23 protein-coding genes and 1 tRNA gene are annotated in these 23,609 nt (G+C 67.7%); 20 read left to right on the forward strand and 4 right to left on the reverse strand.

What is annotated here, in order from left to right:
• The first annotated feature begins 16 nt into the window (after positions 1-16).
• Positions 17-724: a TorF family putative porin gene (locus tag CDO46_RS02230; protein WP_087836945.1), complete on the forward strand. Its 708-nt coding sequence runs from the start codon at positions 17-19 to the stop codon at positions 722-724.
• A gap of 33 nt (positions 725-757) precedes the next feature.
• Here the strand turns inward: CDO46_RS02230 and CDO46_RS02235 are convergent, their stop codons facing one another.
• Positions 758-1,351, reverse strand: a complete 594-nt coding sequence (locus CDO46_RS02235; protein ID WP_087836946.1) for an ATP-dependent Clp protease proteolytic subunit — start codon at positions 1,349-1,351, stop codon at positions 758-760.
• A 55-nt stretch (positions 1,352-1,406) separates the two neighbouring features.
• On the opposite strand from CDO46_RS02235, the gene CDO46_RS02240 reads away from it, so the two are divergent.
• Positions 1,407-2,171, forward strand: a complete 765-nt coding sequence (locus tag CDO46_RS02240; protein ID WP_087836947.1) for an RNA polymerase sigma factor — start codon at positions 1,407-1,409, stop codon at positions 2,169-2,171.
• Positions 2,172-2,181: 10 nt separating this feature from the next.
• On the opposite strand, the gene CDO46_RS02245 is transcribed toward CDO46_RS02240, so the two are convergent.
• Both CDO46_RS02245 and CDO46_RS02250 read right to left on the reverse strand, forming a co-directional pair.
• A complete protein-coding gene (locus CDO46_RS02245; RefSeq protein WP_087836948.1) occupies positions 2,182-2,559 on the reverse strand; it encodes a DUF427 domain-containing protein in 378 nt (125 codons plus the stop codon).
• Positions 2,560-2,583: 24 nt separating this feature from the next.
• The gene (locus CDO46_RS02250) at positions 2,584-3,678 is read right to left on the reverse strand and encodes a helix-turn-helix transcriptional regulator (RefSeq protein WP_087836949.1); all 1,095 of its coding nucleotides are present in this window, start codon (positions 3,676-3,678) and stop codon (positions 2,584-2,586) included.
• Positions 3,679-3,832: 154 nt separating this feature from the next.
• Between CDO46_RS02250 and CDO46_RS02255 the strand changes: the two genes are divergently transcribed.
• The 18 genes from CDO46_RS02255 to CDO46_RS02340 all read left to right on the forward strand — a co-directional run bounded on the left by CDO46_RS02255 (position 3,833) and on the right by CDO46_RS02340 (position 22,653).
• Entirely contained in the window at positions 3,833-4,267 is a 435-nt protein-coding gene (locus CDO46_RS02255) for a hypothetical protein (protein ID WP_087836950.1), read from the forward strand.
• 156 nt (positions 4,268-4,423) lie between these two features.
• Positions 4,424-4,497, forward strand: a tRNA-Cys gene (locus tag CDO46_RS02260).
• 176 nt (positions 4,498-4,673) lie between these two features.
• Positions 4,674-6,848: a TonB-dependent siderophore receptor gene (locus tag CDO46_RS02265; RefSeq protein WP_254914543.1), complete on the forward strand. Its 2,175-nt coding sequence runs from the start codon at positions 4,674-4,676 to the stop codon at positions 6,846-6,848.
• Between the two features lie 179 nt (positions 6,849-7,027).
• On the forward strand, positions 7,028-7,876 hold the full coding sequence (locus tag CDO46_RS02270) for a methionine ABC transporter ATP-binding protein (protein ID WP_087836951.1): 849 nt from the start codon (positions 7,028-7,030) through the stop codon (positions 7,874-7,876).
• A gap of 2 nt (positions 7,877-7,878) precedes the next feature.
• Complete coding sequence (locus CDO46_RS02275) at positions 7,879-8,541, forward strand: methionine ABC transporter permease (RefSeq protein ID WP_087836984.1); 663 nt, start codon at positions 7,879-7,881, stop codon at positions 8,539-8,541.
• A gap of 60 nt (positions 8,542-8,601) precedes the next feature.
• On the forward strand, positions 8,602-9,411 hold the full coding sequence (locus CDO46_RS02280) for a MetQ/NlpA family ABC transporter substrate-binding protein (RefSeq protein ID WP_087836952.1): 810 nt from the start codon (positions 8,602-8,604) through the stop codon (positions 9,409-9,411).
• Between the two features lie 97 nt (positions 9,412-9,508).
• Complete coding sequence (locus tag CDO46_RS27870; protein WP_132978763.1) at positions 9,509-9,694, forward strand: hypothetical protein; 186 nt, start codon at positions 9,509-9,511, stop codon at positions 9,692-9,694.
• A 135-nt stretch (positions 9,695-9,829) separates the two neighbouring features.
• The gene (locus tag CDO46_RS02285; RefSeq protein WP_087836953.1) at positions 9,830-10,924 is read left to right on the forward strand and encodes an ABC transporter ATP-binding protein; all 1,095 of its coding nucleotides are present in this window, start codon (positions 9,830-9,832) and stop codon (positions 10,922-10,924) included.
• Between the two features lie 46 nt (positions 10,925-10,970).
• The gene (locus CDO46_RS02290) at positions 10,971-11,933 is read left to right on the forward strand and encodes an ABC transporter substrate-binding protein (protein ID WP_243724329.1); all 963 of its coding nucleotides are present in this window, start codon (positions 10,971-10,973) and stop codon (positions 11,931-11,933) included.
• Between the two features lie 70 nt (positions 11,934-12,003).
• Positions 12,004-13,668, forward strand: a complete 1,665-nt coding sequence (locus tag CDO46_RS02295) for an iron ABC transporter permease (protein WP_087836955.1) — start codon at positions 12,004-12,006, stop codon at positions 13,666-13,668.
• 70 nt (positions 13,669-13,738) lie between these two features.
• On the forward strand, positions 13,739-14,422 hold the full coding sequence (locus CDO46_RS02300; protein ID WP_087836985.1) for a GntR family transcriptional regulator: 684 nt from the start codon (positions 13,739-13,741) through the stop codon (positions 14,420-14,422).
• 25 nt (positions 14,423-14,447) lie between these two features.
• Positions 14,448-15,836 carry a malonyl-CoA decarboxylase family protein gene (locus CDO46_RS02305; protein ID WP_087836986.1) on the forward strand — a complete coding sequence of 463 codons (1,389 nt, stop codon included), beginning with the start codon at positions 14,448-14,450 and terminating at the stop codon, positions 15,834-15,836.
• 87 nt (positions 15,837-15,923) lie between these two features.
• The gene (locus CDO46_RS02310; RefSeq protein ID WP_087836956.1) at positions 15,924-16,892 is read left to right on the forward strand and encodes a tripartite tricarboxylate transporter substrate binding protein; all 969 of its coding nucleotides are present in this window, start codon (positions 15,924-15,926) and stop codon (positions 16,890-16,892) included.
• A 17-nt stretch (positions 16,893-16,909) separates the two neighbouring features.
• Entirely contained in the window at positions 16,910-17,734 is an 825-nt protein-coding gene (locus tag CDO46_RS02315; RefSeq protein ID WP_087836957.1) for an enoyl-CoA hydratase/isomerase family protein, read from the forward strand.
• Positions 17,731-19,269, forward strand: coding sequence for a malonyl-CoA synthase (locus CDO46_RS02320; protein ID WP_087836958.1), 1,539 nt, complete (start codon positions 17,731-17,733; stop codon positions 19,267-19,269). Before CDO46_RS02315 ends, CDO46_RS02320 begins: the two co-directional genes overlap by 4 nt.
• Before the next feature lie 458 nt (positions 19,270-19,727).
• Complete coding sequence (locus CDO46_RS02330) at positions 19,728-20,165, forward strand: low affinity iron permease family protein (RefSeq protein ID WP_087836960.1); 438 nt, start codon at positions 19,728-19,730, stop codon at positions 20,163-20,165.
• 70 nt (positions 20,166-20,235) lie between these two features.
• On the forward strand, positions 20,236-22,095 hold the full coding sequence (locus CDO46_RS02335; protein WP_087836961.1) for a diguanylate cyclase: 1,860 nt from the start codon (positions 20,236-20,238) through the stop codon (positions 22,093-22,095).
• Positions 22,096-22,200: 105 nt separating this feature from the next.
• Positions 22,201-22,653 (forward strand): DUF1178 family protein, encoded by a 453-nt coding sequence (locus tag CDO46_RS02340; protein ID WP_087836962.1) that lies wholly within the window; start codon positions 22,201-22,203, stop codon positions 22,651-22,653.
• Between the two features lie 275 nt (positions 22,654-22,928).
• Here CDO46_RS02340 and efp read toward each other — a convergent pair whose 3' ends face one another.
• The gene (gene efp, locus CDO46_RS02345) at positions 22,929-23,486 is read right to left on the reverse strand and encodes an elongation factor P (RefSeq protein WP_087836963.1); all 558 of its coding nucleotides are present in this window, start codon (positions 23,484-23,486) and stop codon (positions 22,929-22,931) included.
• Between the last annotated feature and the right edge of the window lie 123 nt (positions 23,487-23,609).

A 23,609-nucleotide genomic window follows, 5' to 3' on the forward strand; every position in this document is an offset into this window, starting at 1 on the left:
TTTTCAAGTGGAAAACATGCGGCTCATCCTTGTTCTTTCCCGCGGCAGCCTTGCCGTCCTGGGTTCCGCGGCCTTGCTGGCCGTCTTGCCGGGCGATGCCCGTGCGCAGTGGACGGGCAGCGCGGCCCTGACCTCCGACTATGTGTGGCGGGGGTCGTCGCAAACGCGGGAGCGCCCCGCCGTGCAGGCCGGCGTCCGATACGCCCACGAATCGGGGCTGTATGCCTCGGCGTGGGGGTCCACGGTGAAATTCAAGCCCGACAACGGCGCCTACGCCGAGTTCGACCTCGCCGCCGGCTGGGCAGGAAGGCTCGCGCCGGACTGGGCGCTCGATGCCTATTTCCTCCGTTACCAGTATCCGTCGACGCAGGGGCATCCGAACTGGAACGAAGTCAATTTCGCCGTGACGTGGCGCGATCGCTACTGGCTGGCGCTGGGGCATTCGAACAATGCCATGGCCAGCCGCACGGCCGGCACGTATGCGCTGCTGGGGGCGCGTCATCCCCTGGGCCATGCGTGGCGTGTCGAAGCCGCGCTGGCCCGCTATTTCCTGGATGACGCGTATGCCGACAGCTACACCCACGCCTCGGTGGGCGCGGTGTGGGCGTTCAAGCCTCCCTTCGAGTTGCGGCTGACCCTGCATGGAACCGACGCGGCGGCCCGGCGGCTGTTTCCGGGCATGGCCGGCACGCGCGGCGAGATCGCGCTGCAGGCCGCGTTCTAGGATCTGCGTGGGGCTTCTTCCAAGGGGAAGGGCCTAGGCCAGGTCTCCACGTTTCTCGATGATGCGGGAGACCAGCCCATAGGCCACGGCTTCTTCCGCCGGCATCCAGTGGTCGCGTTCGATGTCCGCCAGCACCCGCTCCAGGGCCTGCCCGCTTTCGCGCGCGATGACGCGGGCGATGCGTTCGCGCGCCTTGACGATCTCGCGCGCGTGGATGGCGACGTCGCTGGCCGTGCCGCCCATGCCGCCGCTGGGCTGGTGGATCAGGAAGCGGGTCTGGGGCAGGCAGAAACGCCGCGCGCGGGGCGCGCCGAGGTAGAGATGGGTGGCGGCGCTGCCCACCCAGCCGGTGCCTATCATGTTGACCGGCGCGTCGATGAAGCGCACCACGTCGTGTATCGCGTCGCCCGACTCCAGGTGGCCGCCGGGAGACGAGACGATCATGTTGATGGGCGCGTCGGATTCCGAGTCCAGCGCCAGCAGGCGCCGCACCGTCTCGGACGCCGTGGTGTCGGTGATGGTGCCGAACACCAGCACCGTCCGTGTCCGGAACGCCTTTTCTTCCAGGAAGGCGCTGTTCTGTCCGGGCGCGGTTCCGGAAGCGTGATCGGGATCGTTGGCAAACATCGGAGGCTCCTTTTCGTGTTAGGTTCTGCTGGTAAACGAACGAGCCGCCCATAACGTGACATCCCTGATCTCCTCCCATCCCCTGGCAGACGACGAGGCGCTGCGCAAGCGATTGATCGCACTGGCCCGACGCTGGCTGGCGCACGGCGGCGAAGCGGAAGACCTGGTGCAGGACGCCTATCTGCGCACCGCCGGCGGCGCCTTGCCGCCGACCCAGGCAGGCCGGGAGGCGTGGCTGGTGACGGTGCTGCATCATCTGTGCATCGATTTCCTGCGCCGCCAGGGGCGGTACCAGGCCGTCCTCGCGCAGGCGGCCGAAGCGGCGCCGGGGGAGCCGGATGGAGACTGGCCGCAGCGGCTGGCCGATCAGGCCCAGCGCGTGGAGTCGGCCTTGCTTCACCTCTGCCGGACGCTGGCCCCCGGCGATGCGGCGGCTGTCCTGTTGTACGAGATATTCGGGTTCAGCCATGCCGAGCTCGGTTCGCTGGCCGGGCGCAGCGAGGAGGCTTCCCGCCAGCACCTGCATCGCCTGCTCAGGCGGGTGCGGTCCAGGCTGCCCATCGATCACGGCCCGGATGAGGACGGGCAGGAAGACACGGCGTACCTGTTCGCGCTGTGCCGCCATGCCCTGGCCCGGCGCGACCCCGGTGGGCTCATTGCGGTGCTGCGCGCCTGCAGGCCGCAGATGATGGCGGCGCTAGCGAACATCGGCGACGGCGAATGGAAGGACGTGGCGGGTTCCGGCGCAGCAAGGCAGGTTCATATGCGCAACCTGCTGGCCTGGGCGATCCCGGACGAAGCATTCGTGCACTGCGGTTGATCGGCGGGCGCTAGCGCATTTCCCGGATCGCGTCGACACGGTCCGGATAGAACGCCAGATACCCGGCGATCTGCGCCATGGCGGGGTGCGGCGACTCGTAGCTCCACACGGCATCCGTGGCGCGCTCGCCACCGGCAGGGATGCTGTAGTACGTGCAGTCCCCCTTGTAGGGGCAGTAGGTGGTGTGCGCGGTGCGCTCGAGCAGCGTCATGTCGGCGTCCTGGCGCGGCACGTAGTGCACCGGTGGATAGGCGGCCTCGTGCAGCGTCAGCGCGCGGCGCGTATCGGCCACCGTGCGGCCGCCGGCCGTGACGACGATGCGCGCCGGGTTCGGCGTGATCGTGATCGGATGGTCCGGGCCGGGAATCTTGACGGGCTTGTCGGCCATGGCTTGCTCCAGATGGATGGTCGATTATCGACGATGGCCGCCGGGCTCCAGCCGGGCCAGCAGTTCGGCCCGGTTGCCGGCGCCCAGGCGGTTGTAGAGCTGGCGGCGGTGATAGACCACGGTGTTGGCGCTGATGCCCAGGCGCCTGGCGATCTGCGACTCGGGCACGCCGCGCGCCAGCCAGTATGCCAGCTCGTGCTGGCGCGGCGGCAGCCGCAGCGCCCCCAAGGCCGACCATAGCCGCAGGCCGCGCGGCACGCGCTGCGTGATATGGATGCCGATGGCTTCCCCGTCGCCCGAGGCCGCCGCCAGGTGCGTGGCCCGCAGCGAAAACCAGCCGTGGGCATTGTGCAGTTCGTGTCGCGGCGGGGCGCAGTCCGCGCCTGCCCGTGGCGCCAGCCGCTGCACCAGCGATTGCAGGGCAGGAGGCAGCGCGGCGCCTCGCCGCCAGCGCCAGCCGAACGCAAGCGGCATGAGGGCTTCGGCGTCGGGGGAAATCCACAAGGGCCGGCCTTGCGGGGTGGCGACCAGCAGGCCCTGGCGATGGATTTCGCTGTCCTGGGCGTCGAGCTCGCCCGGCTGCAAGGCATGCGCCAGATGGGGTTCCAGCCGGGCCAGCGTTGCGATTTCTTCCGGCCGGAAGGGGGGCGCGCCGGGCGGACGGAAAAGGAAAAGCATGCCTATGCCCTGGCCTTGCGGCGCGCGCAGCGCCAGGCACAGCCAGTCGGCCACCCGCGCGGGGCGCATCACGACGTTGTAATAGTCGCTGCGCCGCAGGTCCACATGGGACGCCCGGAGCATCTGGCCCATGGTGCGCGGGCCGTGGCCGTGGAGCACGATGTCGCGGGCCGCGCGCAGGCTGTTGTGGAACATCTCGTTCTCGCTGCGCAGGATGCGCGGATCGAAATGTTCAGGCACCGAGGCCTGCACGTCGGCATCCTCCATATGTGCTTCCAGCTCGCCATTGCCGTCCGGGTAGAAATAGCCGCCCGACTCGAATCCGATGAGCGGGTGCATGGCCTCCAGCAAGGGCTGGATCAACTGCGGGCCGCCCACGTCCAGGCAGGCCAGCTGGTGCAGGCGAGCGAGGGCTTGGCCGGTCGGGCGAGGCGATGACATGGCGGGTGGCGACAATGGGGATTCCTGATCGTACCCGAGCCGCGGCATCCCGGCATCCCCGTGCGTCGGTCACGACACCCTACCCGGGCGGGGTGGGGTAGAGGGGGACGGGTTTGGTTAGTCTGCCGGGGTTTTTCCCAAGGTATGTATCGCCATGTCGCCAAGCACCCGTTTCCTTTCCCTGGCGGCCGCCTCGGCCGTCATCGTCCTGAGCGCCTTGCTCGCCGCGGACCCCGCGCAGGCCGCCGACGGCACGGACCCGGCGCGTTTCCGCCTGACTCCCGCCTTGCTCGACCGCATGGACGCGGTGGCCGCCGAACTGAAGAACGTGAAAGCCGCCGACGACGATGACGACGACGCCGAGTCGGTCGAGGACATCGCGCGCAAGCTCGAGGCCCAGCCGCGCGTGCGCGCCGCCCTGGCCCGCCAGCGGCTGACCGGCAAGGAATACGCCACCGCGATGCTGGCGGCGCTGCACGCCGGCATGTACCTGGCCACCGAACGGGCCGCCGGCCCGCAGGGTCAAGCCTCCTTCACACCCGAGCAACGGGCGAATATCGAGGTGATGCGCGCCCGCCGGAAGAACTAGCGCAAGCCCGCAAGGGCGGGGCGGGCAAGCGCCTCGCACACAAGCGCAGCTTCGTGTAGAATAGCGGGCTCTTTCCAGCACAAGCCCCTTGCATGCGAAATCATGCAAGGACCATGGGGCGGAAAAGGAAAGATGAATGCGAACCTTGTTCGCCATGGCGCGTTAGCAAAGCGGTTATGCACCGGATTGCAAATCCGTTGAGGGCGGTTCGACTCCGCCACGCGCCTCCAGGTTCACCGACAATCGCCGTTCCCGCAAGGGGCGGCGATTTTCTTTTGTGCGTTCCCGTGTTCACGGGGCGACCGATCGAGAGAAGCAGCTCCCGGGGATTCCTGTTTTTAAATGAAAACATTTATCATTATGATTCGCAAATTCTGTGACCCACCATTTCTACCCGAGAGCGATTTTGCACACTCCTTCTCATCAGGATCGCCACGCCGATCACGCCCGCCTCGCATGCCCGCGTCGTTCCGCCCTCGTCCTGGCGCTGTCCCTGGCTTTCGCGGCCCAGGCCGCTGCCGCCGATACCCCCGCCAGGGATCAGGACAAGACGCCGGAAACCGCCCAGCAGCTTCCCACCATCTCCGTCACCGCGACGGGCGAATCGGCCACGCTCCATGACCTGGAAGCGCCGGTCAATGCCGGTGCGCTGGGCAACCTGACGCAGCTCGAGACGCCGTTCTCGACCACCGTGGTCACGCGCAGCGACCTGGACGACCGGCCCATCGTCAAACTTGGGGACCTGTTCGCGACGGATGCATCGGTATCGGACAACAGCGGCGCCCATGGCGCCTGGGCCAGCTACCTGACCGTGCGCGGACTGCAGCTGGACTGGCAGAATGCTTTCCGCATCGACGGCAAGCCCTTCCTGAGCTACGCCACCACGCCGCCCTACGAGCACTTCGAGCAGGTCGAGCTGCTCAAGGGGGCGTCGGGGTTCATGTACGGTTTCGGCTCGCCGGGCGGTGTCGTCAACTATGTGACGAAGCGGCCGACCGCCCAGCCGGTACGCAGCGTGAGCCTGGGTTTCTCGTCCGGCAACGTCTGGCGCCAGCACGTGGACCTGGGGGGCAGGGCGGGCGAGAACGACCGTTTCGGCTATCGGTTGAACGCGACACATGAAGAGGGGGATCTCTACAACGACGGATCCCTGAAGCGCAACGCCGTGTCGCTGGCGCTGGACCTGAAGCTGACCGACCGGCTGACATGGGATTTCCAATCCCTTTACCAGAACAAGAAGGTCGTCGGGCAGGAGCCGACCATCAATACGTCCAAGCTGGCGGGGACGGTGCTGCCACGGCCCGTGCGCGACGACGACCGCACGCTGGTCGGGGACGGCACGTTCGTGAACAACGAGTTCCAGTTCCATTCGACCGGGCTGACGTACCGGCTGGCGCCCGACTGGAAGCTCAGCACGACCTATAGCCACAGTTCAACCCGGACCCGCCGCAGCGAGTCGGTGCTGTTCCTGACGGACAGCGGCGGCAACTACCAGGACTACCGGTCGGACTACGCGGAGCGTTATGCCTACGACCAGTGGCAAGCCATGGTGCAGGGTGGTTTCGCGACGGGCGCGCTGGAACACCAGGTGGTGCTGGGCGCGTCCTGGCAGCAGCAGAAGAACGACTACAGCCTGAACAGCGTGTATCAGCAGATGGGCACGGGGTCGCTGGGGTCGCGGAACGTCATTGCCTACCATCCGCAGGGCGGGCTCGACTTGTACCGGGCCGGCGAGATCACGCAGAAGGCGCTGTTCGCCAGTGATACCGTCAAGCTGTCGGATCGCTGGTCGGTGCTGGCGGGCGTGCGCTACACCAGGTTCAGGCAGGAAGGCTACACGCCGGACGGCGCCACGTCGGCGCTGTATGACAAGAGCAGCGTGACGCCCACGGTGGCGGTGATGTTCAGGCCCGATGCGCAGACCATGACCTATGCCAGCTATGTCGAGTCGCTGGAGCAGGGCGCGATGGTGGGCAATGCCTACGTCAACCGCGGCCAGACGCTGGGGCCGCTTACCAGCAAGCAGTACGAGGTGGGCATCAAGACCGAGCGCAGCGGCTGGGCCGCCACCGCCGCCTTGTTCCGCATCGAGCGCGGCGCCGAATATGCGAACGCCGGCAACGTGCTGGTGCAGGATGGCCTGTCGGTCTACCAGGGCCTGGAACTGGGGGCCTCGAAGCGGGCGGAGGCGTGGACCGTGGGCGGCAACCTGATGCTGCTGGATTCGGAATATCGCAAGGGCTCGGACTACAACGGCAAGCGCGTCGCCGGCGCGCCGCGCTTCGTCGCGGCGGGGCAGGTGGTCTACAGCGTGCCGCAGGTGCAGGGGCTCAAGCTGCGGGCCGATCTGAAGTACACCGGCAGCACGATGCTGCGTCCGGCCAACGACGTGAAGGTCTCGGGCTATACCATCGTCAATGTCGGCGCCAGCTACGAAACCCGCCTGGGCGGCTATGACACGATCTTCCGCGCCGCCATCACCAACCTGGCCGACAAGCGCTATTGGGAATTCCAGTACGCGGACTATGTGAAGCCGGGTTATCCGCGTGCGCTGGCCCTGGGGATGACGCTGAAATTCTGAACCGGCCGCTTATGCGTTTTTTGTCGAACGAACGCAGTGGTTAATAAGGAAATAGAATATACATAGGAAAAATGCGTCGTTCCCGGCGCCGGGCGTTTGCCCCATACTGCGATGTTACAGTGGCGGCCAAGGTGCTTCCGCCCCATGCCGGGCGGGGGCCAGCCGCCTCGTCTTTTTCTATGAATCCGAATTCTTCCTCTCCTTCCGCTCCGCCGCTGATCCGGCTCGAAGCGGTCAGCAAGACGTTCAAGCTGCCCGACGGGCGGGTGTTCGAGGCCGTGAAGTCCGTGTCGCTGGACATGGCCGAAGGGCGCATCTTCGGCCTGATCGGCAAGAGCGGCGCCGGCAAGTCGACGCTGCTGCGCATGATCAACCTGCTGGAGCGCCCGGACACCGGCCGCGTGCTGGTGGACGGCCGCGACCTGACGCGGCTCTCCAAGCGCGAGCTGCGCGAGACCCGGCAGGGCATAGGCATGATCTTCCAGCAGTTCAACCTGCTGCAGAACGCCAGCGTCTACGAGAACGTGGCTTTTCCGCTGAAGCTGCATGGCAACCGCAGCCGGGCCGAGATCGAGGCCCGCGTCCAGGAGTGCCTGGCCGTGGTGGGCCTGACCGACAAGCTGCACAACCATCCCGCGCAGTTGTCCGGCGGGCAGAAGCAGCGCGTGGCGATCGCGCGCGCCTTGGCGCCGCATCCCAAGGTGCTGCTGTGCGACGAGCCGACGTCGGCGCTGGATACCGAGACCACGCGTTCGGTGCTGGACACGCTGCGCGAGATCAACCAGCGGCTGGGCGTGACCATCATCATCGTCACGCACGAACTGCACGTGGTCCATGCCTTGTGCGACCACGTCGCGGTGCTCGAGAACGGGCAACTGGTCGAACGCTTCGACGTGGGCGACCAGGCCACGCCGCGCCTGAGCGCGCTGGGCCGCGAACTGGCCCAGGAGCAGGTGCGTGAAGACATCCTCAAGGAACACGCCGCCCGCATCGCCCAGGCGGCGGAACCGACTACCCGGGCCGCATGACCATGTCCGACAATATCCTCGCCATTCTTCCCGAACTCTGGGTCGCCATCGGCCAGACCTTCATGATGCTGGGCATCGGCCTGGCCGCCGCGATCCTGATCGGGGGCCCGCTGGGCGTGCTGCTGTTCCTGCTGGGACCCGGGCAGTCGCTGGAAAACCGGCCCGCCTACCTGGTGCTGAGCTGGATCGTCAACACCGTGCGGTCCTTTCCTTTCATCATCCTGCTGGTCGCGCTGGTGCCGGTTACGCGCGTGGTGGTGGGCACGTCCATCGGCCCGCTGGCCGCGTCGGTACCGTTGTCGGTGGCCGCCATCCCGTATTTCGCGCGGCTGGTGGAGCAGAGTATCCGCGAAGTGCCGCGCGGCGTGATCGAGGCCGCGCACGCCATGGGCGCTTCCGAACTGCAGATCGTCTGGCGCGTGCTGGTACGCGAAGCCCGCTCCGGCCTGATCCTGGCGCTGACCGTGCTGGCGGTCAGCTTCCTGTCGTATTCGGCCATCGCCGGCGTGGTGGGCGGAGGCGGCATCGGCGACCTGGCCATCCGCTACGGCTACTACCGCTTCCAGACCGACGTCATGCTGCTGACCGTCGCGCTGCTGATCGTATTGGTGCAGATCATCCAGTTCGGCGGCAACGCGCTGGCCCACCGGCTGGACAAACGCTGATCCTTTCTTTCCGTCGAAGGCACGGCTGGCCGTGCCGCATTCATTTCCGGGAATTCCATCATGACCCTACGTCGCACTTTCATCCTCGGCACCGCCGCCGCCGTCCTGGCGCTGGGCGCCGCCGCCCATGCCGCCGATCCCGCCAAGAAGGACCTCGTGTTCGGCGCGACCGCCGGCTACAACTATGACGTGCTCAAGCTGGGCATCGTGCCCCAGCTCGAGAAGCAGGGCTACAAGGTCAAGCTGGTCGAGTTCAACGACTACGTGCAGCCCAACCTGGCCCTGGCGCAAGGTTCGCTGGACGCCAACCTGTTCCAGCACATCGCCTACCTGAACCGCTTCAAGGCGGACCAGAAGCTGGACCTGGTCGACCTGGTGCAAAGCACGACCGCGCCCATGGGCATCTATTCGAAGTCGCGCAAGAGCCTGGCCGACGTGAAGGAGGGCGACCGTTTCACGCTGCCCAACGATCCGAGCAACCTGGCACGCGCCCTGTTGCTGCTGCAGCAGAACCGGGTGATCACGGTGAAGGCCGACGTGGACCCGCTGCGCGTCACGGAAAAGGACTTGGCCACCAATCCCAAGAAGGTCAAGCTGCAGCCGGTCGAGGCCGCGCAACTGCCGCGTACCGTGGGCGACGTGGAGTTCGCCGTGGTGCCGGGCAATTTCGCGATTGCCTCGGGCCTGAAGCTGACCAGCGCGGTGGCGCTGGAGACGCCGCCCGTGCAATTCCAGCAGGTCGTGGCGATCCGCAGCGCCGACCAGGGCAAGCCCTGGGCCAAGGACCTGGCCGCCGCGTTCAAGTCGCCGTTCTTCAAGAACGTGCTGGACAAGGACTTCCCGGGCTACGTGCGTCCGGCCGGCCTGTGACGGGCGCGGCCGTTTTTCACGTCTTTGGAGTACGACCTTCCGGATATGGTGATTCGCGGCGGGGACGAATAGACTCTCGTCGCGGATTTTCGCAATCATGAGAGGTTCTGCAACCATGGAATACCACGGCGTGGAGTATCGGCCCCTGACGGTATTTCTCAAGCGCTTGCGCGATCTGGCCCTGCTGGCCGGTTTCTCGTGCGTCTTCATGTGGCTGGTCGCGAAGCTGGGCACCCTGTGTCCCACGGTGCTGGAGCATTTCGCCATCACGTCCATTTTCTGACCCGGCGCCCCGCGCGGGGTGGCCGGCTGTCATGATCCGGTCATCGGGCGGACATAGTATTTACACGATCCTACGGCGCCGTGGCCGGGCTCTTGCGAGCCGGCGAACGGCGGCGTTTCCTGTTCGTGTTCGCCCGTGTCCGACTTCGCTTCCCATTCCGCATCTTCTTCCTCCGGCGCCGCCATCGACATCGAGGGCCTGGTGCAGCGCCTGTCCGGCAATACCATCCTGGACGGCATCGACATCCGGCTCGAACCGGGCAGGGTGCTGGCCTTGCTGGGGCCGTCCGGCTGCGGCAAGACCACGCTGCTCAAGCTGCTGGCCGGCCTGAGCCGTCCGGTGGCGGGGCGCATCGCCATCGGCGGCGCCACGGTCGTGGACGACCGGACTTTCGTTCCGCCCGAGCGGCGCGGCCTGGGCATGGTGTTCCAGGACTATGCGCTGTGGCCGCACATGACCGTGGGGGCCAACGTGGCCTTCCCGCTGGAGGTGCGCGGGGTGCCCAGGAGCGAACGGGCGGGGCGGGTGGCGGGCGCGCTCGACATGGTGGGGCTGGCGGGCTACGAAGCCCGCTCCCCGGGCAGCCTGTCGGGCGGCCAGCAGCAGCGCGTCGCACTGGCGCGGGCGGTGGTGGCGCGGCCCCGGGTGCTGCTGTTCGACGAGCCACTGTCGAATCTCGACCGGGACCTGCGCGAGACCCTGTGCGGCGAGATCGGGCTGCTGCTGCGTGAGCTGGGCACCACGGCGGTCTACGTGACCCATGACCACGAGGAGGCCTTCGCGCTGGCCGATACGGTGGCGGTCATGCGGGCCGGCAAGGTGTGCCAGATCGCGGCCCCCGAACTGCTGGTGAACGAGCCCGCCAGTCCCGACGTGGTGGAGTTCCTGAAGCTGGGGGCCCTGCGCAGCGGCGTGCGCACCGAACGCGGCTGGCAACTGGCCGGCGGCCTCGAGCTGGTCTGCCCCGAACCCCTGGCCGGCGGGCCGGCGGGACCGGGCCATCTCTTCATTCCCCATGCCGCGCTGAAGGCGGGCGAACGCCATGCCCTGCGGGGCTACGTGGTCGCCCAGCGGTTCCGCGGCGGGCACTACGCGACCACGGTGCGCGTGGGCAGCGACCACCATGCCTTCGAGCTGGCGTGGCTGACCGATCAACGCATGCCTGTCCTGCATCCGGTAGGGCTGGATCTCGACTGGAGCCGGCTGCGCTGGTTCCCGCAGGCGGCGTGACCCTTCCCCCGGCGATATGCCGTTTCTCGACTCAGGAATCTCGATGATGAAAATCAAGCCTCTGATCGGCGCGCTGGCGTTCGGCGCGTTGCTGGCCGCCGGCCAGGCCCAGGCCCTGACGGTCTATACCGCCGGCCCGGCCGGACTGATCAAGCAACTGGCCGACGACTTCAAGAAGCAGACCGGCGTGTCGGTCGACGTGTTCCAGGCCGATACCGGCAAGGTGATGGCGCGGCTGGAAGCGGAAGCCTCGAACCCGAAGGCCGACGTGGTGATCTCGGCCTCGTGGGACAGCGCGCTGGACCTGCACAAGCGCGGCTGGCTGCTGGCCTACGCCAGCCCCAATGCCGCCAAGGTGCCGGCCGAGTACAAGGGGCCGAGCTACGTGGCGCAGGGCCTGTCGGCGCTGGCCATCGCCTGGAACACCAAGAGCGGCACGCCCCGCCCGGCGGACTGGGCGGACCTGGCCAAGCCCGAGTTCAAGGGGCTGGTCAACATGCCCGATCCGGCCCAGTCGGGGACCGCGCTGGAACTGCTGTCCGGCCTGCAGTCGGCGCGCGGCGCCGATGCGTGGCGCCTGTTCGCCGACCTGAAGCGCAATGACATGGCCATCGCCGGCGCCAACGCGCAGGCGATGAACCCCGTCCTGCAGGGTGCCAAGGCGGCGGTCTTCGGCGCGGTCGACTACGTCGCGCTGGAGAACCAGGCCAAGGGCGAGAGCATCGAGGTCATCTTCCCCGCCAGCGGCACGGTGATCGCCGGCCGGCCGATGATGATCCTGAAGTCCAGCCGCCAGCAGCAGGACGCCAAGCGCTTCATCGACTTCGTGCTGTCCGACGCGGGCCAGGCGCGAGTGGCCGCGACCTACCTGATCCCGGCCCGCCAGGACGTGCAGGCCAAGCGTCCGGTGATCAAGGACATCAAGGCGCTGCCGATGGAAAACGAAGCCCAGCGTGCCGGCCGCCAGGCCCTGCTGGAGCGCTTCACGACGTTGTTCGGCCGCAAGTGACCGACCCGGCCGGCGCCCGTCGCGGCGCCGGCCATGCATGACTTCACATATCTAGCAAGAGGCGGGCTCCATGCGCGCGAACACGTTGTTGGTGGGTGCCGCGGTGTCCGCCCTGGGCGTCCTGGTGGCCATGCCGCTGGGTTTCGTCCTGCTGCAGGCCATCTTTCCCGAACTGGCCCAGGGCTCGCTGGCGCGGCCGCTGGCCCACCTGGCGGGTGTCCTGGCCGATCCCAAGCTGGTCGAGCTGACGATCAACACGCTGAAGCTGGGCGCCTGCGTGGTGCTGGCCGCGGCGGCCATCGGGATTCCGCTGGGCACGCTGCGCGGCCTGTTCGACCTGCCCGGCGCCAGGCTCTGGGACGTCCTGATGCTGGTGCCCTTCATGATCCCGCCCTACATCAGCGCGCTGGGCTGGATCATGCTGCTGCAGCCGCGCGGGTACCTGCAGCAGCTGCTGGGCGTCCATGCCGGGCCGGCGCTGTTCTCGTTCGGCGGCGTGGTGTTCGTGATGACGTTGAACGTGGTGCCGGTGGTCTATTTCGCCGTGTCCCGCACCATGGCCGCGTCGGGTTCCCGCCTGGCGCTGGTGGGGCGGGTGTGCGGCGCGGGGGCCTGGCGCTGCTTCTGGCGCATCACGCTGCCGCTGGCCCTGCCGGGCATCGCCGCGAGCCTGCTGCTGGTGTTCGCGATGGCGATCGAGGAGTACGGCACGCCGGCGGCGCTGGCGGCCAACGCCGGCTTCTTCGTGCTGGTGACGGGCATCGAGCGGCGGTTTTCCGAATGGCCGATCGACCTGCCCGGCGCCTCGGTGCTGTCGCTGATCCTGGTGGCGCTGGCCATGCTGGCCTTCGTCTGGCAGCGGCGGATGTTGACGGGCAAGGGATACGAGACCACCACGGGCAAACCCGCGCGGGGCGAGAACCTGCCGTTGGGAGCCTGGCGCTGGCCCGCCGCCGCACTGTTCGCCGTGATCGTGGCGGTGGCCACCTTCGCGCCGTTGTTCGCCATCGCCGCGACGGCATTCAGCCGCACGCTGTCGGGCGGCCTGGCCGTCGGCAACCTGTCGCTGACGCATTTCCAGGCCATCGCCGCGGGCGGCAGCGAAGCCTCGGGCGCGCTGGCGACGAGCCTCATGCTGGGCACCGGCGCGGCCATCGTGACCGGACTGACGGGCGTGCTGGTGGCCTACTGCGTGGTCAAGACCCGCACGCGCGGCCGCGCGGTGCTCGACGCCCTGGCCGTGCTGCCCAACACCATGCCGGGCGTGGTGGTCGGGGTAGGCCTGATCCTGGCCTGGAACCAGGCCTTCTGGCCCGCCACGCCCTACAACACCTGGGGCATCCTGCTGCTGGCCTATTGCTGCCTGCTGCTGCCTTATCCGGTGCGCTATTCCCACGCCGCGCTCATGCAGATCGGCGACAACCTGGAGGCCGCGGCCCGGGTGCATGGTGCCGGTACGGTCACGGCGCTGGCGCGCATCCTGCTGCCGCTGCTGGCGCCCAGCCTGGCCGCCGCCATGCTGCTGGTGTTCGCGGTGGCCTCGCGCGAGCTGGTGGCCTCGCTGCTGCTCGCGCCCACGGGGGTGCAGACGGTATCGCTGTTCATCTGGAGGCAGTTCGAGCAGGGTTCGGTGGGGCAAGGCATGGCGATGAGCCTGGTCACGGTGGCTTTGACCACGACGGTGATGCTGCTGGCCACCCTGTGGCTGGAGCGGCGGCAGGCGCGTAGTGTGTAAGCAGACCCCCATTCCTGTGTATTTATAAAAATCTCTTGTATACAAGAACGGGATGGGGCAAGATGGCGCCATGTCATCCCGCCCCCCATCTCCCGGCAACGAGAAGAAGCGCTCCGAGACGCTGCGCGAGACCATCGAAGAGCTGATCGCCGTCGGCGAACTGTCGCCGGGCGATCCGCTGGACGAGACCGTGCTGGCCAACCGCTTCGGCGTTTCGCGCACGCCCATACGCGAGGCCCTGATCCAGCTGGCTTCCGCCGGCCTGGTGGAAATGCGGCCGCGCAAGGGCGCACTGGTGGCGCAGATCGGGCCCCAGCGCCTGATCGAGATGTTCGACGTGATGGGCGAGATCGAGGCCATGTGCGCGCGGTTGGCCGCGCGGCGCATGACGGCCGATGACCACCGCCGCCTGCTCGAGGCCCACCGGGCCTGCCAGGCCTCGCGCGATGCCGGCGACGCCAATGCCTACTACTACCTGAACGAAATTTTCCATCGCACCATCTACGGCCTGGGCTGCAACGGCTTCCTGAACGAGGAAGCCATCAAGCTGCATCGCCGGCTGGGGCCGTATCGCAGGCTGCAATTGCGCGTGCGCGACCGCATCGCCACGTCCTACGACGAGCACGAGGGCATCGTCGAGGCCCTGCTGGCCGGCGATGCCGGCCTGGCCGCCGAGCGCGCGCGCGACCACGTGGTGGTGCAGGGGCAGCGTTTCGCCGACCTGATGGCCTCGCTGTCCAGGCAATCGGGTTGAGTCTTTCAGAAGGGACATGAACGACATGTTGAACAGCGATCGTCACGATGCCGCCGATGCGCGGCCCGCCGCGCCGGCCCCCGATCCGCAGCCGACCCAGTCGCTGCTGGCCCGCTGGAGCAAATGGCTGGGAGGACGGCCCCAGGCCGTTGCCGAGCCGGGCCGCGAGGCCGACGGCGTCGCCCTGTCCACGCGCGAGGCCAATCGCCAGCGGGCGATGCTGCTGCCGTGCTTCCAGGCGCGCCTGACCGATGTCGCGGCCAATCGCGCCGCGTCGGCCTGGCAGGAGACCTATCGCGCCGCCGACGCCCAGCGCCGCGGCGCCATGCTGGGGCTGCTGGGCGAGGTGGGGGCGTCGGCGGCGGGGCCGTCCGAGGCGGGCGGCAAGGAGACGCCTTCGGACTTGTCGCGCGCGCTCTCGCATGCCCGCGTCCGCTTCTTCAAGCGCCTGAACGCCTTGCCCGACGGCCTGCCTTTCCTGCTGGAACTGCGCACCGACATGCTGGCCTGGCGCTCGAAGATCCCGGCCTTGCAGGGGCTGGACGCGGATCTGGAGGGCCTGCTGTCGAACTGGTTCGACGTGGGCCTGCTGGAGATGCGGCGCATCACCTGGGATTCGCCGGCTTCGCTGCTCGAGAAGCTCATCATCTACGAGGCGGTGCACGAGATCGCCTCGTGGACCGACCTGCGCAACCGCCTGGATTCCGATCGCCGCTGCTACGCGTTCTTCCATCCGCGCATGCCGAACGAGCCGCTGATCTTCGTCGAGGTCGCATTCTGCGCCGACATGGCCGGCAACGTGCAGAGCCTGCTGGACGAAGGCGCGCCCATGGAGAACCTGGACAAGGCGCGCTGGGCCATCTTCTATTCGATCTCCAACACGCAACAGGGCTTGCGCGGCGTCAGCTTCGGCAACTTCCTGCTCAAGCGCGTGATCGAGGAATTGAACGGCGAACTGCCCAAGATCAAGCGTTTCGCCACGCTCTCGCCCATACCGGGGTTTTGCGACTGGGTCAGGAAGCGCGGCGCCGAGGATCTCGCCGCCGTCGTCCGCAAGGAGAAGGCCGGCCTGGAAGGGGCCACGGGCGCCCAGGTGCTGGCCGCCATCCAGCAGGCGGTGGACGACGAGGCCGCGCCGCCGGCCGTGCAGGCCGTGGCCATGAGGCTGGCGGCCCGCTACCTGGTCGAACGCAAGGGCTCGCTGCCGCTCGATTCGGTGGCGCGGTTCCACCTGGGCAATGGCGCGCGCATCGAACGGCTGAACTGGAAGGCGGACACGTCGCGCAAGGGCCGCGCCCAGTCCTGCGGCATGATGGTCAACTACGTGTACGAACTGGATGCGCTGGACGACAACCTGGCCCGGCTGGGCGAGGGGAAGCCCGAGACCAGCAGGGGAGTGGCCCGGCTGCTTTGATCCGCGTACGCGCGCTCCGAAGGAATCCATCAGAACTGGCAAGAGCCAGCGTGTAGTACCTTCATACCAAAAGAAAGGAGACGGGAGATGAAACGCAGCATTGCCTTGATCGCCTGCATCGTGGGCGCGGCCGCGGGTGGCCATGCGGTGGGAGCGGAGGCCTGGCCGTCCAAGGCCGTCACCATCATCGTGCCGTTCCCGGCGGGGGGCGGCACCGACGCCTTCGTCCGGCCGCTGGCGCAGCAACTGGGCGCCCAGCTTGGACACAGCGTCGTGGTGGACAACCGCGGGGGAGCGGGCGGCACGGTGGGAGCGGCCATCGCGGCGCGCGCGCAGCCGGACGGCTACACCTTTTTCGTGGGCGGGGCGCACCACGCCATCGCGCCGTCGTTCTACAAGGGCCTGACCTATGACATCGAGAAGGATTTCATCCCCGTCACGCTGATCGCGCAGCCGCCGCAGATCGTCGTCGCGGCGCCCACCGAACCGTTCAGCGACTTGAAGGGGCTGATCGCCGCGGCACGCAGCCAGCCGGGCAAGCTGAACTTCGGTTCCGCGGGCAACGGCACCTCCCATCACCTGGCCGGCGAGCTGTTCAAGCTCCAGGCGGGTGTGGACATCGCGCACGTGCCGTACACCGGCGCCGGCCCCATGCTGCTCGCGCTGATGGGCAGCCAGGTCGACCTGGCCTTCGATGGGCTGGGGTCGTCGGCCCAGCACATCCGCGCCGGCAAGATCAAGCCGCTGGCCGTGGCGGCGTCGCAGCGCTCGTCCGCCTTCCCCGACGTGCCCACCGCGGCCGAGGCCGGCCTGCCGGGCTACGAGGTGTCGACCTGGTACGCGATGTGGGCGCCCAAGGGCACGCCGCAGCCCATCGTCGAGCGCATGTACGCCGAGGTCCAGAAGGCGCTGGGCACGCCCGAGATCAAGAAGGTGTGGCTGAGCAACGGTTCCGAGGTGCCGCGCTACACCAGCGCCGAGTTCGGCAAGTATCTGCACGAGGAAGTGCAGCGCTGGGCCAAGGTCTCCAAGGACGCGGGCATCAAGGCCGATTGATGGACGAGGCCCCAGCCATGGAAGCCGCGCCGGCGCCGGGCCGGATCGACGTGTCGGCCAGGGATGGCGTCCTGACGCTGACCCTGGCGCACGCGGGCAAGCTCAATGCGCTGACCGCCGGGATGTGGCGCGCGCTGGCCACGGCGATGCGGGATGCCGCCGGCCAGCCCGGCGTGCGCGCCGTTGTGATCCGGGGCGCCGGCGGCCACTTCGCGGCCGGCGCCGACATCGGCGAGTTTCCGGTGGAGCGGGGCAGCCTGGATTCGGTGCGGCGCTATCACGAGCGGATCATCGCGCCGGCGCTGCACGCGATCGACGAATGTCCGCTGCCCACGGTGGCGCTGTTGCAAGGAGCCTGCGTGGGCGGCGGGCTCGAGATCGCCTGCTGCTGCGACCTGCGCATCGCCGGCGGCAGCACTCGCGTGGGCGCGCCCATCGCCCGGCTGGGATTTCCCATGGCGCCGGCCGAGCTTGCCGGCCTGCTGGCCGTGGCCGGCCGGGCGGTGGCGCTGGAACTGCTGCTGGAGGGCCGCATCCTGGATGCCGCCGAAGCCCACGCCAAGGGGCTCCTGACCCGCGTGGTCGAGGATGCCGAGCTCGAGGCCGAACTCGCGCGCACCCTGGCACGCCTTGGCGCCGGCGCGCCGCTGGCGGCCACCCTGAACAAGCGCATGGTACGGCGACTGCAGCGGCCCGAGCCGCTGGACGAGGCCGAACTGGCGGCATTCTTTTCCTATAGCGATACCCGCGATCACCGCGAAGGCGTGGCGGCGTTCCTCGAAGGGCGCTCCCCCGTGTTCGGCGGCGACGCTTCACCTTTCCAGACCGAAGAAGATAGATGAAAGACGAGAATCTCTATTCCCTGCTGGCCTCGGGCTTCCCCGCCGATCGCGACACGGTGTGCATCGAGGCGCCCGGCGCCGGCGACTACACCTGGCGCGAGGTCGAGACGCAGACGGCGCGCATGGCGAATCTGCTGCGTTCGCTGGACCTGCCCGAAGGCGCCCGCGTGGCCGTCCATGTCGAGAAGTCGCCCGAGGCCTTGCTGCTGTACCTGGCCACCCTGCGCGCGGGCTATGTCTACCTGCCGCTGAACACCGCCTACCAGGAAGCCGAGATCGACTATTTCCTGGGCGATGCCGAGCCGTCGGTCGTGGTCTGCGCCAGCAAGAACCGGGAATGGGTGGACCGCTGCGCGCAGCGTGCCGGGACGCGCCACGTGTACACGCTGGACGACGATCGTACCGGCACGCTGCTGGACGCCGCTGCGCAGGCTGCGCCCGAGCATGCGGTGGCCGTGCGCGCCGCCGACGACCTCGCGGCCATCCTGTACACCTCGGGCACGACGGGGCGCAGCAAGGGGGCCATGCTGACCCACGGCAACCTGGCCTCGAACGCCCGCGTGCTGCATGAATACTGGGGCTGGCGCGCCGACGACGTGCTGCTCCACATGCTGCCCATCTTCCACGTGCACGGGCTGTTCGTGGCCGCGCACGGCGCGCTGCTGGCCGGCGCGAAGATGATCTGGCTGCCCAAGCTGGACGTGCCCGCCGCGCTGCGCCTGCTGCCGCGCTGCACCGTCATGATGGGCGTGCCGACCTATTATGTGCGGCTGCTGGCCGAACCGGCGTTCGGGCGCGACACCTGCCGCAACATGCGGCTCTTCGTGTCGGGATCGGCGCCGCTGCTGATGGAAACCTTCAACGCCTTCCGCGAACGCACGGGCCACACCATTCTCGAGCGCTATGGCATGAGCGAGACCGTCATGCTGGTTTCCAATCCCTACGACCCGGCCCAGGGCGAGCGCCTGGGCGGTACCGTCGGCAAGCCGCTGCCGGGCGTATCGGCGCGGGTGGTGGACGATGCCGGCGTGCCGTGCCCCCCGGGCGAGATCGGCAACATCCAGGTCAAGGGACCCAACGTGTTCAAGGGCTATTGGCGCATGCCCGAGAAGACCAGGGAGGAATTCACCCAGGACGGCTGGTTCAAGACCGGCGACGTCGGGCGCTGGGGCGGCGAATCGGGCGGCGCCAGGGTGCCGGACGACTATCTGTCCATCGTCGGACGCAGCAAGGACCTCATCATCTCGGGCGGATTCAACGTCTACCCCAAGGAAATCGAGAGCTTCCTGGACGACATGCCGGGGGTGGAGGAAAGCGCCGTCATCGGCGTGCCGCACCCCGATTTCGGCGAGGCCGTGGTGGCCGTGGTCGTGCCCAAGCCGGGCGCCAGCCTGGACGAGGCGGCCATGATCGTCGAGCTCAAGGCCAGGATCGCCAACTTCAAGGTGCCCAAGCGCGTCCACGTGGTGCCCGAGCTGCCCCGCAACACCATGGGCAAGGTCCAGAAGAACGTGCTGCGCCAGGCTTATTCCTGATTCGGCGGGCGGCGGGGCAGGAGGGCGGGGCGCATCGGCTACAATACCGCCCGTGCGCCCGTGACGAAACTGGTAGACGTAGCGGACTTCCGTAAGAGTGGAGTGCCCTGGACGAAAGTCCGGGAGTAGAACCCGTCAAATTCGGCGAACCCCTGGCACGGGAACGCCGAGCCAAGCAGGCGGCCGATGTAGGCCGCCGGGCGTGTGTAGAGACTCGACGGCGGGGACCTAAGGCTGGGCGCGGCGATTCCGCCGCGCGACGCGATGGTCAAGGCAGAGTCCAGACCCCAAACGGCGTTGCCCCGTGCAATCCGGCTGCGCGAGCAGTAGCGGGTAAGAAAATCCGCCGCCGCAAGGCGTGCCGGTTCGATTCCGGCCGGGCGCACCACTTCTCCTTCCTCCGAATCGCGGGTACGCCGCTTGCTGGGCCATGTCGTCCTCATCCACGGGAGACGACGATGAACCAAGCCAGCACGCGGAGAAACGGCCGGGGGCGACTGTTCGACCGCTTCGCGACGGCGGTCACCCGCAGCACGGGATCGCCGCCGGCGTTCAGCGTGGCATGCGCGGCCATCCTGCTCTGGGCCGTGCTCGGGCCGATATTCCATTTTTCCGAAACCTGGCAACTGGTGGTCAATACCGGGACCACCATCGTGACCTTCCTGATGGTGTTCGTGATCCAGCGCAGCCAGAACAAGGACAGCGAGGCGCTGCACCTGAAGCTGGACGAGTTGCTCGGGGCGCTGGAAGGCGCCAACAGCAAGCTGGTCGCCATCGAGACCATGGATGAAGAGCATCTGCGCCGGCTGAGCGAACGCTACCACGCGATGGCGGAGAGGGCGGCGCGCGGCCGGACGGGGCCCGCTTCCGGCCCGGAGAATGCAAATCACCGTTAAGACGCGTACCGCCGGCCACCCAATGGATGTATAGTCCCGGTTAATTTTTGTAACCTATATCGTTCGGTCCATGCGCTGGCTAACGTTATGGGCCACCTTGGTGGTCGCGTGTTTCGGCCTGGTGTGCGCGGCCGCGCTATACGACACCCGCCAGGATGCCAAGCGAGCGGCCAGGGAAGCCACGGTGAACCTGGGCCGGGTGGTCGCCGACGGCATCGGCCGCGACATCGAGCTGGTCGACCTTTCTCTGCAATCCATGCTGAATGGCCTGCGGCTTGCCGAAGCCGAGGGCCTGGACCCCTATCGCCGCCATCAACTGTTGTTCGGCAGCCTGCCGCAGATGCGCGGGGTGGGAACCATGGTGGTGCTGGATACCGAGGGCCGGATGCTGACCGACTCCAAGTCGGTGCAGCCGCGCGGGGTCGAGTTTTCGCAGCGCGACTATTTCCGCGTGCACAAGGAGGCTTCCGACGTCGGCCTTTTCGTGAGCCGGCCATTCTTCTCCCGGCTGACCAATATGTGGTCCATCGCCATCAGCCGCCGGGTCACCCGGTCCGACGGCAGTTTCGGCGGCGTGGTAGTCAGCACGCTGCGCATCTCCCACCTGGAAAACCAGTTCCGCCAGCTGGACCTGCGCCAGAACGGTTCCATCATGCTACTGCGCGCCGACGGTTCGGTCATGGCGCGTTTTCCGGCGGTGCAGGGCCTGCTGGGCAAGCAATTGACCGACCTCGAACTGTTCAAGCGCTACCCGGCGTCCGATAGCGGCTCGTACGAGGCCGTGTCGGCCACGGACGGAGTGACCCGGCTTTATTCCTTCACGGCGGTCGAGCCCCCGCTGCCGCTGATCGTGCTCGTGGGCATGGCCGACAGCGACATCTACGCGGCCTGGCGCAACAAGGCCGGGATCATCGCCATCCTTACGCTGCTGCTGTGCATGGGCACCATGGTGCTGGTCTGGATGCTGCGCCGGGAATTCGCGCTGCGCCTGGCGGCCGAGCGCAGCGCGCTGCGCAGCGAGGCGCGCTACCGGGTGCTGGCCGAGAACTCCGCCGACATCATCGCGCTGTGCCGGGCCGACGGCACCGTCACCTATATCTCGCCGGCGATAAAGGACGTGCTGGGGTGGGTGCCGGGAGACATCGAGGGGCGCAACATCGACGATTTCGTGCGGTCGGACTATGTGCCGCTCTTTTCCGGCGACGAGCAGTCCTGGCCGCGCATGCTGACCTTCCCGGCGCGGCATCGGGATTCCTCGTGGAGCTGGCTGGAGGCCAGCGTCAAGCGGCTGCCGCCCGAGATGGGCGACGAACGCTGCATCCTGAACATCCGCGACGTGTCGCGCCGCAAGAAGGCGGAAGAGGCGCTGGAGGCCGAGAACGCCCAACTGCTGGCCATGGCGGCCACCGACGGCCTGACCAACCTGTCGAATCGCCGTCGCTTCGACGAGGCGCTGGAGCGCGAATGGCGGCGGGCCGCGCGCGAGGAAAGCTCGCTGGCGCTATTGCTGATCGACGCCGACCATTTCAAGGCCCTGAACGACCATTACGGCCACCAGCATGGCGACCAGTATCTGCGCACCATCGCCCAGGTGATCCAGGCCAACATCCGGCGTCCGGCCGACATGGCGGCGCGCTACGGCGGCGAGGAATTCGCGGTGCTGCTGCCCAAGACGGACATCGACGGCGCCTACCTGATCGCCGAGAACATCCGCAAGGCCACGCTGGACGCGCGGATTCCCCACCTGAAGAGCGAGCAGGGCGTGATGACGGTCAGCATAGGCGTCGATGCCATGGTGCCGGGCCACGGCACGACGGCGGCGCTGCTGGTGCGCCAGGCCGACGCCGCGCTCTACGCCGCCAAGCGGCAGGGGCGCAACCGCACTTGCGTGTACGAGCCGCAGCAGGGGTCGATGTCGCGTTCGGTATGAACGCCGACACCCGGGCGGCTGCAAGCCCCTGGCTTGGGGTACGATAGGGTTATCTACAGGTACAGACCGCGCCAGGCGTCCCCCGGGGCGACAGGCGCATCATCCATGGCATTCAAGGTTTTCGATCTGCAATGCGAGCACGGCCACGTATTCGAAGGCTGGTTCAGCTCGCACTCCGATTTCGACACGCAACGCGCAAGCGGCCTGATCAGCTGCCCGCTGTGCGACAGCAAATCCATCGACAAGAAACTGTCGGCGCCCATGTTGAACGTATCCGGCAGCAAGGCGCCCGCCGTTCCCGCTGCCCGCGAGTCCGGCAGCGCGCCCATGTCTCCCGACATGCAGGCCGCCATGCTGCAGCAACTGCGCGAACTCCTGCGCAGGACCGAAAACGTCGGTGAACGCTTCGCCACCGAAGCCCGCCGCATCCACCACGGCGACGCCCCCGAGCGTCCCATCCGCGGCGTGGCCACCCAGGAAGAACGTCAATCCCTGGCCGAAGAAGGCATAGCCGTAGCCCCCATCCCCGCCCTGCTGGACGACGACCGCCTGCAATAAGGACGTTTGTTCGTCCCGCAAAGCGGGGCGAACCTGCGCCTGCCCTGCGTCAAAAAAAGCGCAAGCCAACCAATAGACGAAACCATGGGGGAAAGGGGGCCAAAGGCCCCCAAGAAAGACGAGGCGAAGTGGATCCGGCTTCGCCGGTCCACTTCGACGCCCCACGGGGCCCGGCGCCGGGCCGCCCCAAGGCGGGCCCCGGCCCCCTCGGGGGGGGCTGCCGCGTAGCGGCTGGGGGCTTACCTGCTGGGCGCGCGTAAGCGCGTAGGGGGGGGTTATTTCACCCTGCTACGGTATTCGCCCGTGCGGGTGTCGATTTCGATCTTGTCGCCGATTTCGCAGAACAGCGGCACCGGCAGTTCGTAGCCGGTGTTGATCTTGGCGGGCTTCATGACCTTGCCCGAGGTGTCGCCACGCACGGCGGGTTCGGTGTAGATGATCTCGCGCACGACGATGGTGGGCATTTCCACCGAGATCGCGCGGCCTTCGTAGAAGACCACCTCGACGGGCATGCCTTCTTCGAGGTAGTGCAGGGCGTCGCCCATGCTCTCGGCTTCGACTTCGTACTGGTTGTACTCGGCGTCCATGAAGACGTACATGGGATCGGCGAAGTACGAGTAGGTGCACTCGCGGCGCTCGAGCACCAGGACTTCGAACTTCTCGTCGGCCTTGTAGACGGATTCCGTGCCCGAACCGGTCAGCAGGTTCTTGAACTTCATCTTGACGACGGCGGCGTTGCGGCCGGACTTGTTGTATTCGGCCTTCTGGACGACCAGGGGATCCTTGCCGACCATGACGACGTTGCCGACGCGCAGTTCCTGAGCGATTTTCATGCTGGAGCAACCTTAGGGGAGGGAACGCTGGACAGCCGGCGCGTAAGCAACCGCGATGCCCAAAAGACGGCCATACGGCCTGTGCAGCCAATCAGTATAGCCTGGGACGGGGCACTCCGGCTA

The sequence above is a fragment of the Pigmentiphaga sp. NML030171 genome (genome assembly GCF_002188635.1).
Classification (GTDB): Bacteria; Pseudomonadota; Gammaproteobacteria; order Burkholderiales; family Burkholderiaceae_B; genus Pigmentiphaga; species Pigmentiphaga daeguensis.

What these genes read in the sequence shown, in the direction of transcription:
- CDO46_RS02230 (WP_087836945.1), top strand. Translation starts at nt 17, where the DNA reads ATGCGGCTCATCCTTGTTCTTTCCCGCGGCAGCCTTGCCGTCCTGGGT.
- CDO46_RS02235 (WP_087836946.1), bottom strand. Translation starts at nt 1,351, where the DNA reads ATGTTTGCCAACGATCCCGATCACGCTTCCGGAACCGCGCCCGGACAG.
- CDO46_RS02245 (WP_087836948.1), bottom strand. Translation starts at nt 2,559, where the DNA reads ATGGCCGACAAGCCCGTCAAGATTCCCGGCCCGGACCATCCGATCACG.
- CDO46_RS02250 (WP_087836949.1), bottom strand. Translation starts at nt 3,678, where the DNA reads ATGTCATCGCCTCGCCCGACCGGCCAAGCCCTCGCTCGCCTGCACCAG.
- CDO46_RS02255 (WP_087836950.1), top strand. Translation starts at nt 3,833, where the DNA reads ATGTCGCCAAGCACCCGTTTCCTTTCCCTGGCGGCCGCCTCGGCCGTC.
- CDO46_RS02270 (WP_087836951.1), top strand. Translation starts at nt 7,028, where the DNA reads ATGAATCCGAATTCTTCCTCTCCTTCCGCTCCGCCGCTGATCCGGCTC.
- CDO46_RS02275 (WP_087836984.1), top strand. Translation starts at nt 7,879, where the DNA reads ATGTCCGACAATATCCTCGCCATTCTTCCCGAACTCTGGGTCGCCATC.
- CDO46_RS02280 (WP_087836952.1), top strand. Translation starts at nt 8,602, where the DNA reads ATGACCCTACGTCGCACTTTCATCCTCGGCACCGCCGCCGCCGTCCTG.
- CDO46_RS27870 (WP_132978763.1), top strand. Translation starts at nt 9,509, where the DNA reads ATGAGAGGTTCTGCAACCATGGAATACCACGGCGTGGAGTATCGGCCC.
- CDO46_RS02290 (WP_243724329.1), top strand. Translation starts at nt 10,971, where the DNA reads ATGAAAATCAAGCCTCTGATCGGCGCGCTGGCGTTCGGCGCGTTGCTG.
- CDO46_RS02295 (WP_087836955.1), top strand. Translation starts at nt 12,004, where the DNA reads ATGCGCGCGAACACGTTGTTGGTGGGTGCCGCGGTGTCCGCCCTGGGC.
- CDO46_RS02300 (WP_087836985.1), top strand. Translation starts at nt 13,739, where the DNA reads ATGTCATCCCGCCCCCCATCTCCCGGCAACGAGAAGAAGCGCTCCGAG.
- CDO46_RS02305 (WP_087836986.1), top strand. Translation starts at nt 14,448, where the DNA reads ATGTTGAACAGCGATCGTCACGATGCCGCCGATGCGCGGCCCGCCGCG.
- CDO46_RS02310 (WP_087836956.1), top strand. Translation starts at nt 15,924, where the DNA reads ATGAAACGCAGCATTGCCTTGATCGCCTGCATCGTGGGCGCGGCCGCG.
- CDO46_RS02315 (WP_087836957.1), top strand. Translation starts at nt 16,910, where the DNA reads ATGGAAGCCGCGCCGGCGCCGGGCCGGATCGACGTGTCGGCCAGGGAT.
- CDO46_RS02320 (WP_087836958.1), top strand. Translation starts at nt 17,731, where the DNA reads ATGAAAGACGAGAATCTCTATTCCCTGCTGGCCTCGGGCTTCCCCGCC.
- CDO46_RS02330 (WP_087836960.1), top strand. Translation starts at nt 19,728, where the DNA reads ATGAACCAAGCCAGCACGCGGAGAAACGGCCGGGGGCGACTGTTCGAC.
- CDO46_RS02335 (WP_087836961.1), top strand. Translation starts at nt 20,236, where the DNA reads ATGCGCTGGCTAACGTTATGGGCCACCTTGGTGGTCGCGTGTTTCGGC.
- CDO46_RS02340 (WP_087836962.1), top strand. Translation starts at nt 22,201, where the DNA reads ATGGCATTCAAGGTTTTCGATCTGCAATGCGAGCACGGCCACGTATTC.
- efp (WP_087836963.1), bottom strand. Translation starts at nt 23,486, where the DNA reads ATGAAAATCGCTCAGGAACTGCGCGTCGGCAACGTCGTCATGGTCGGC.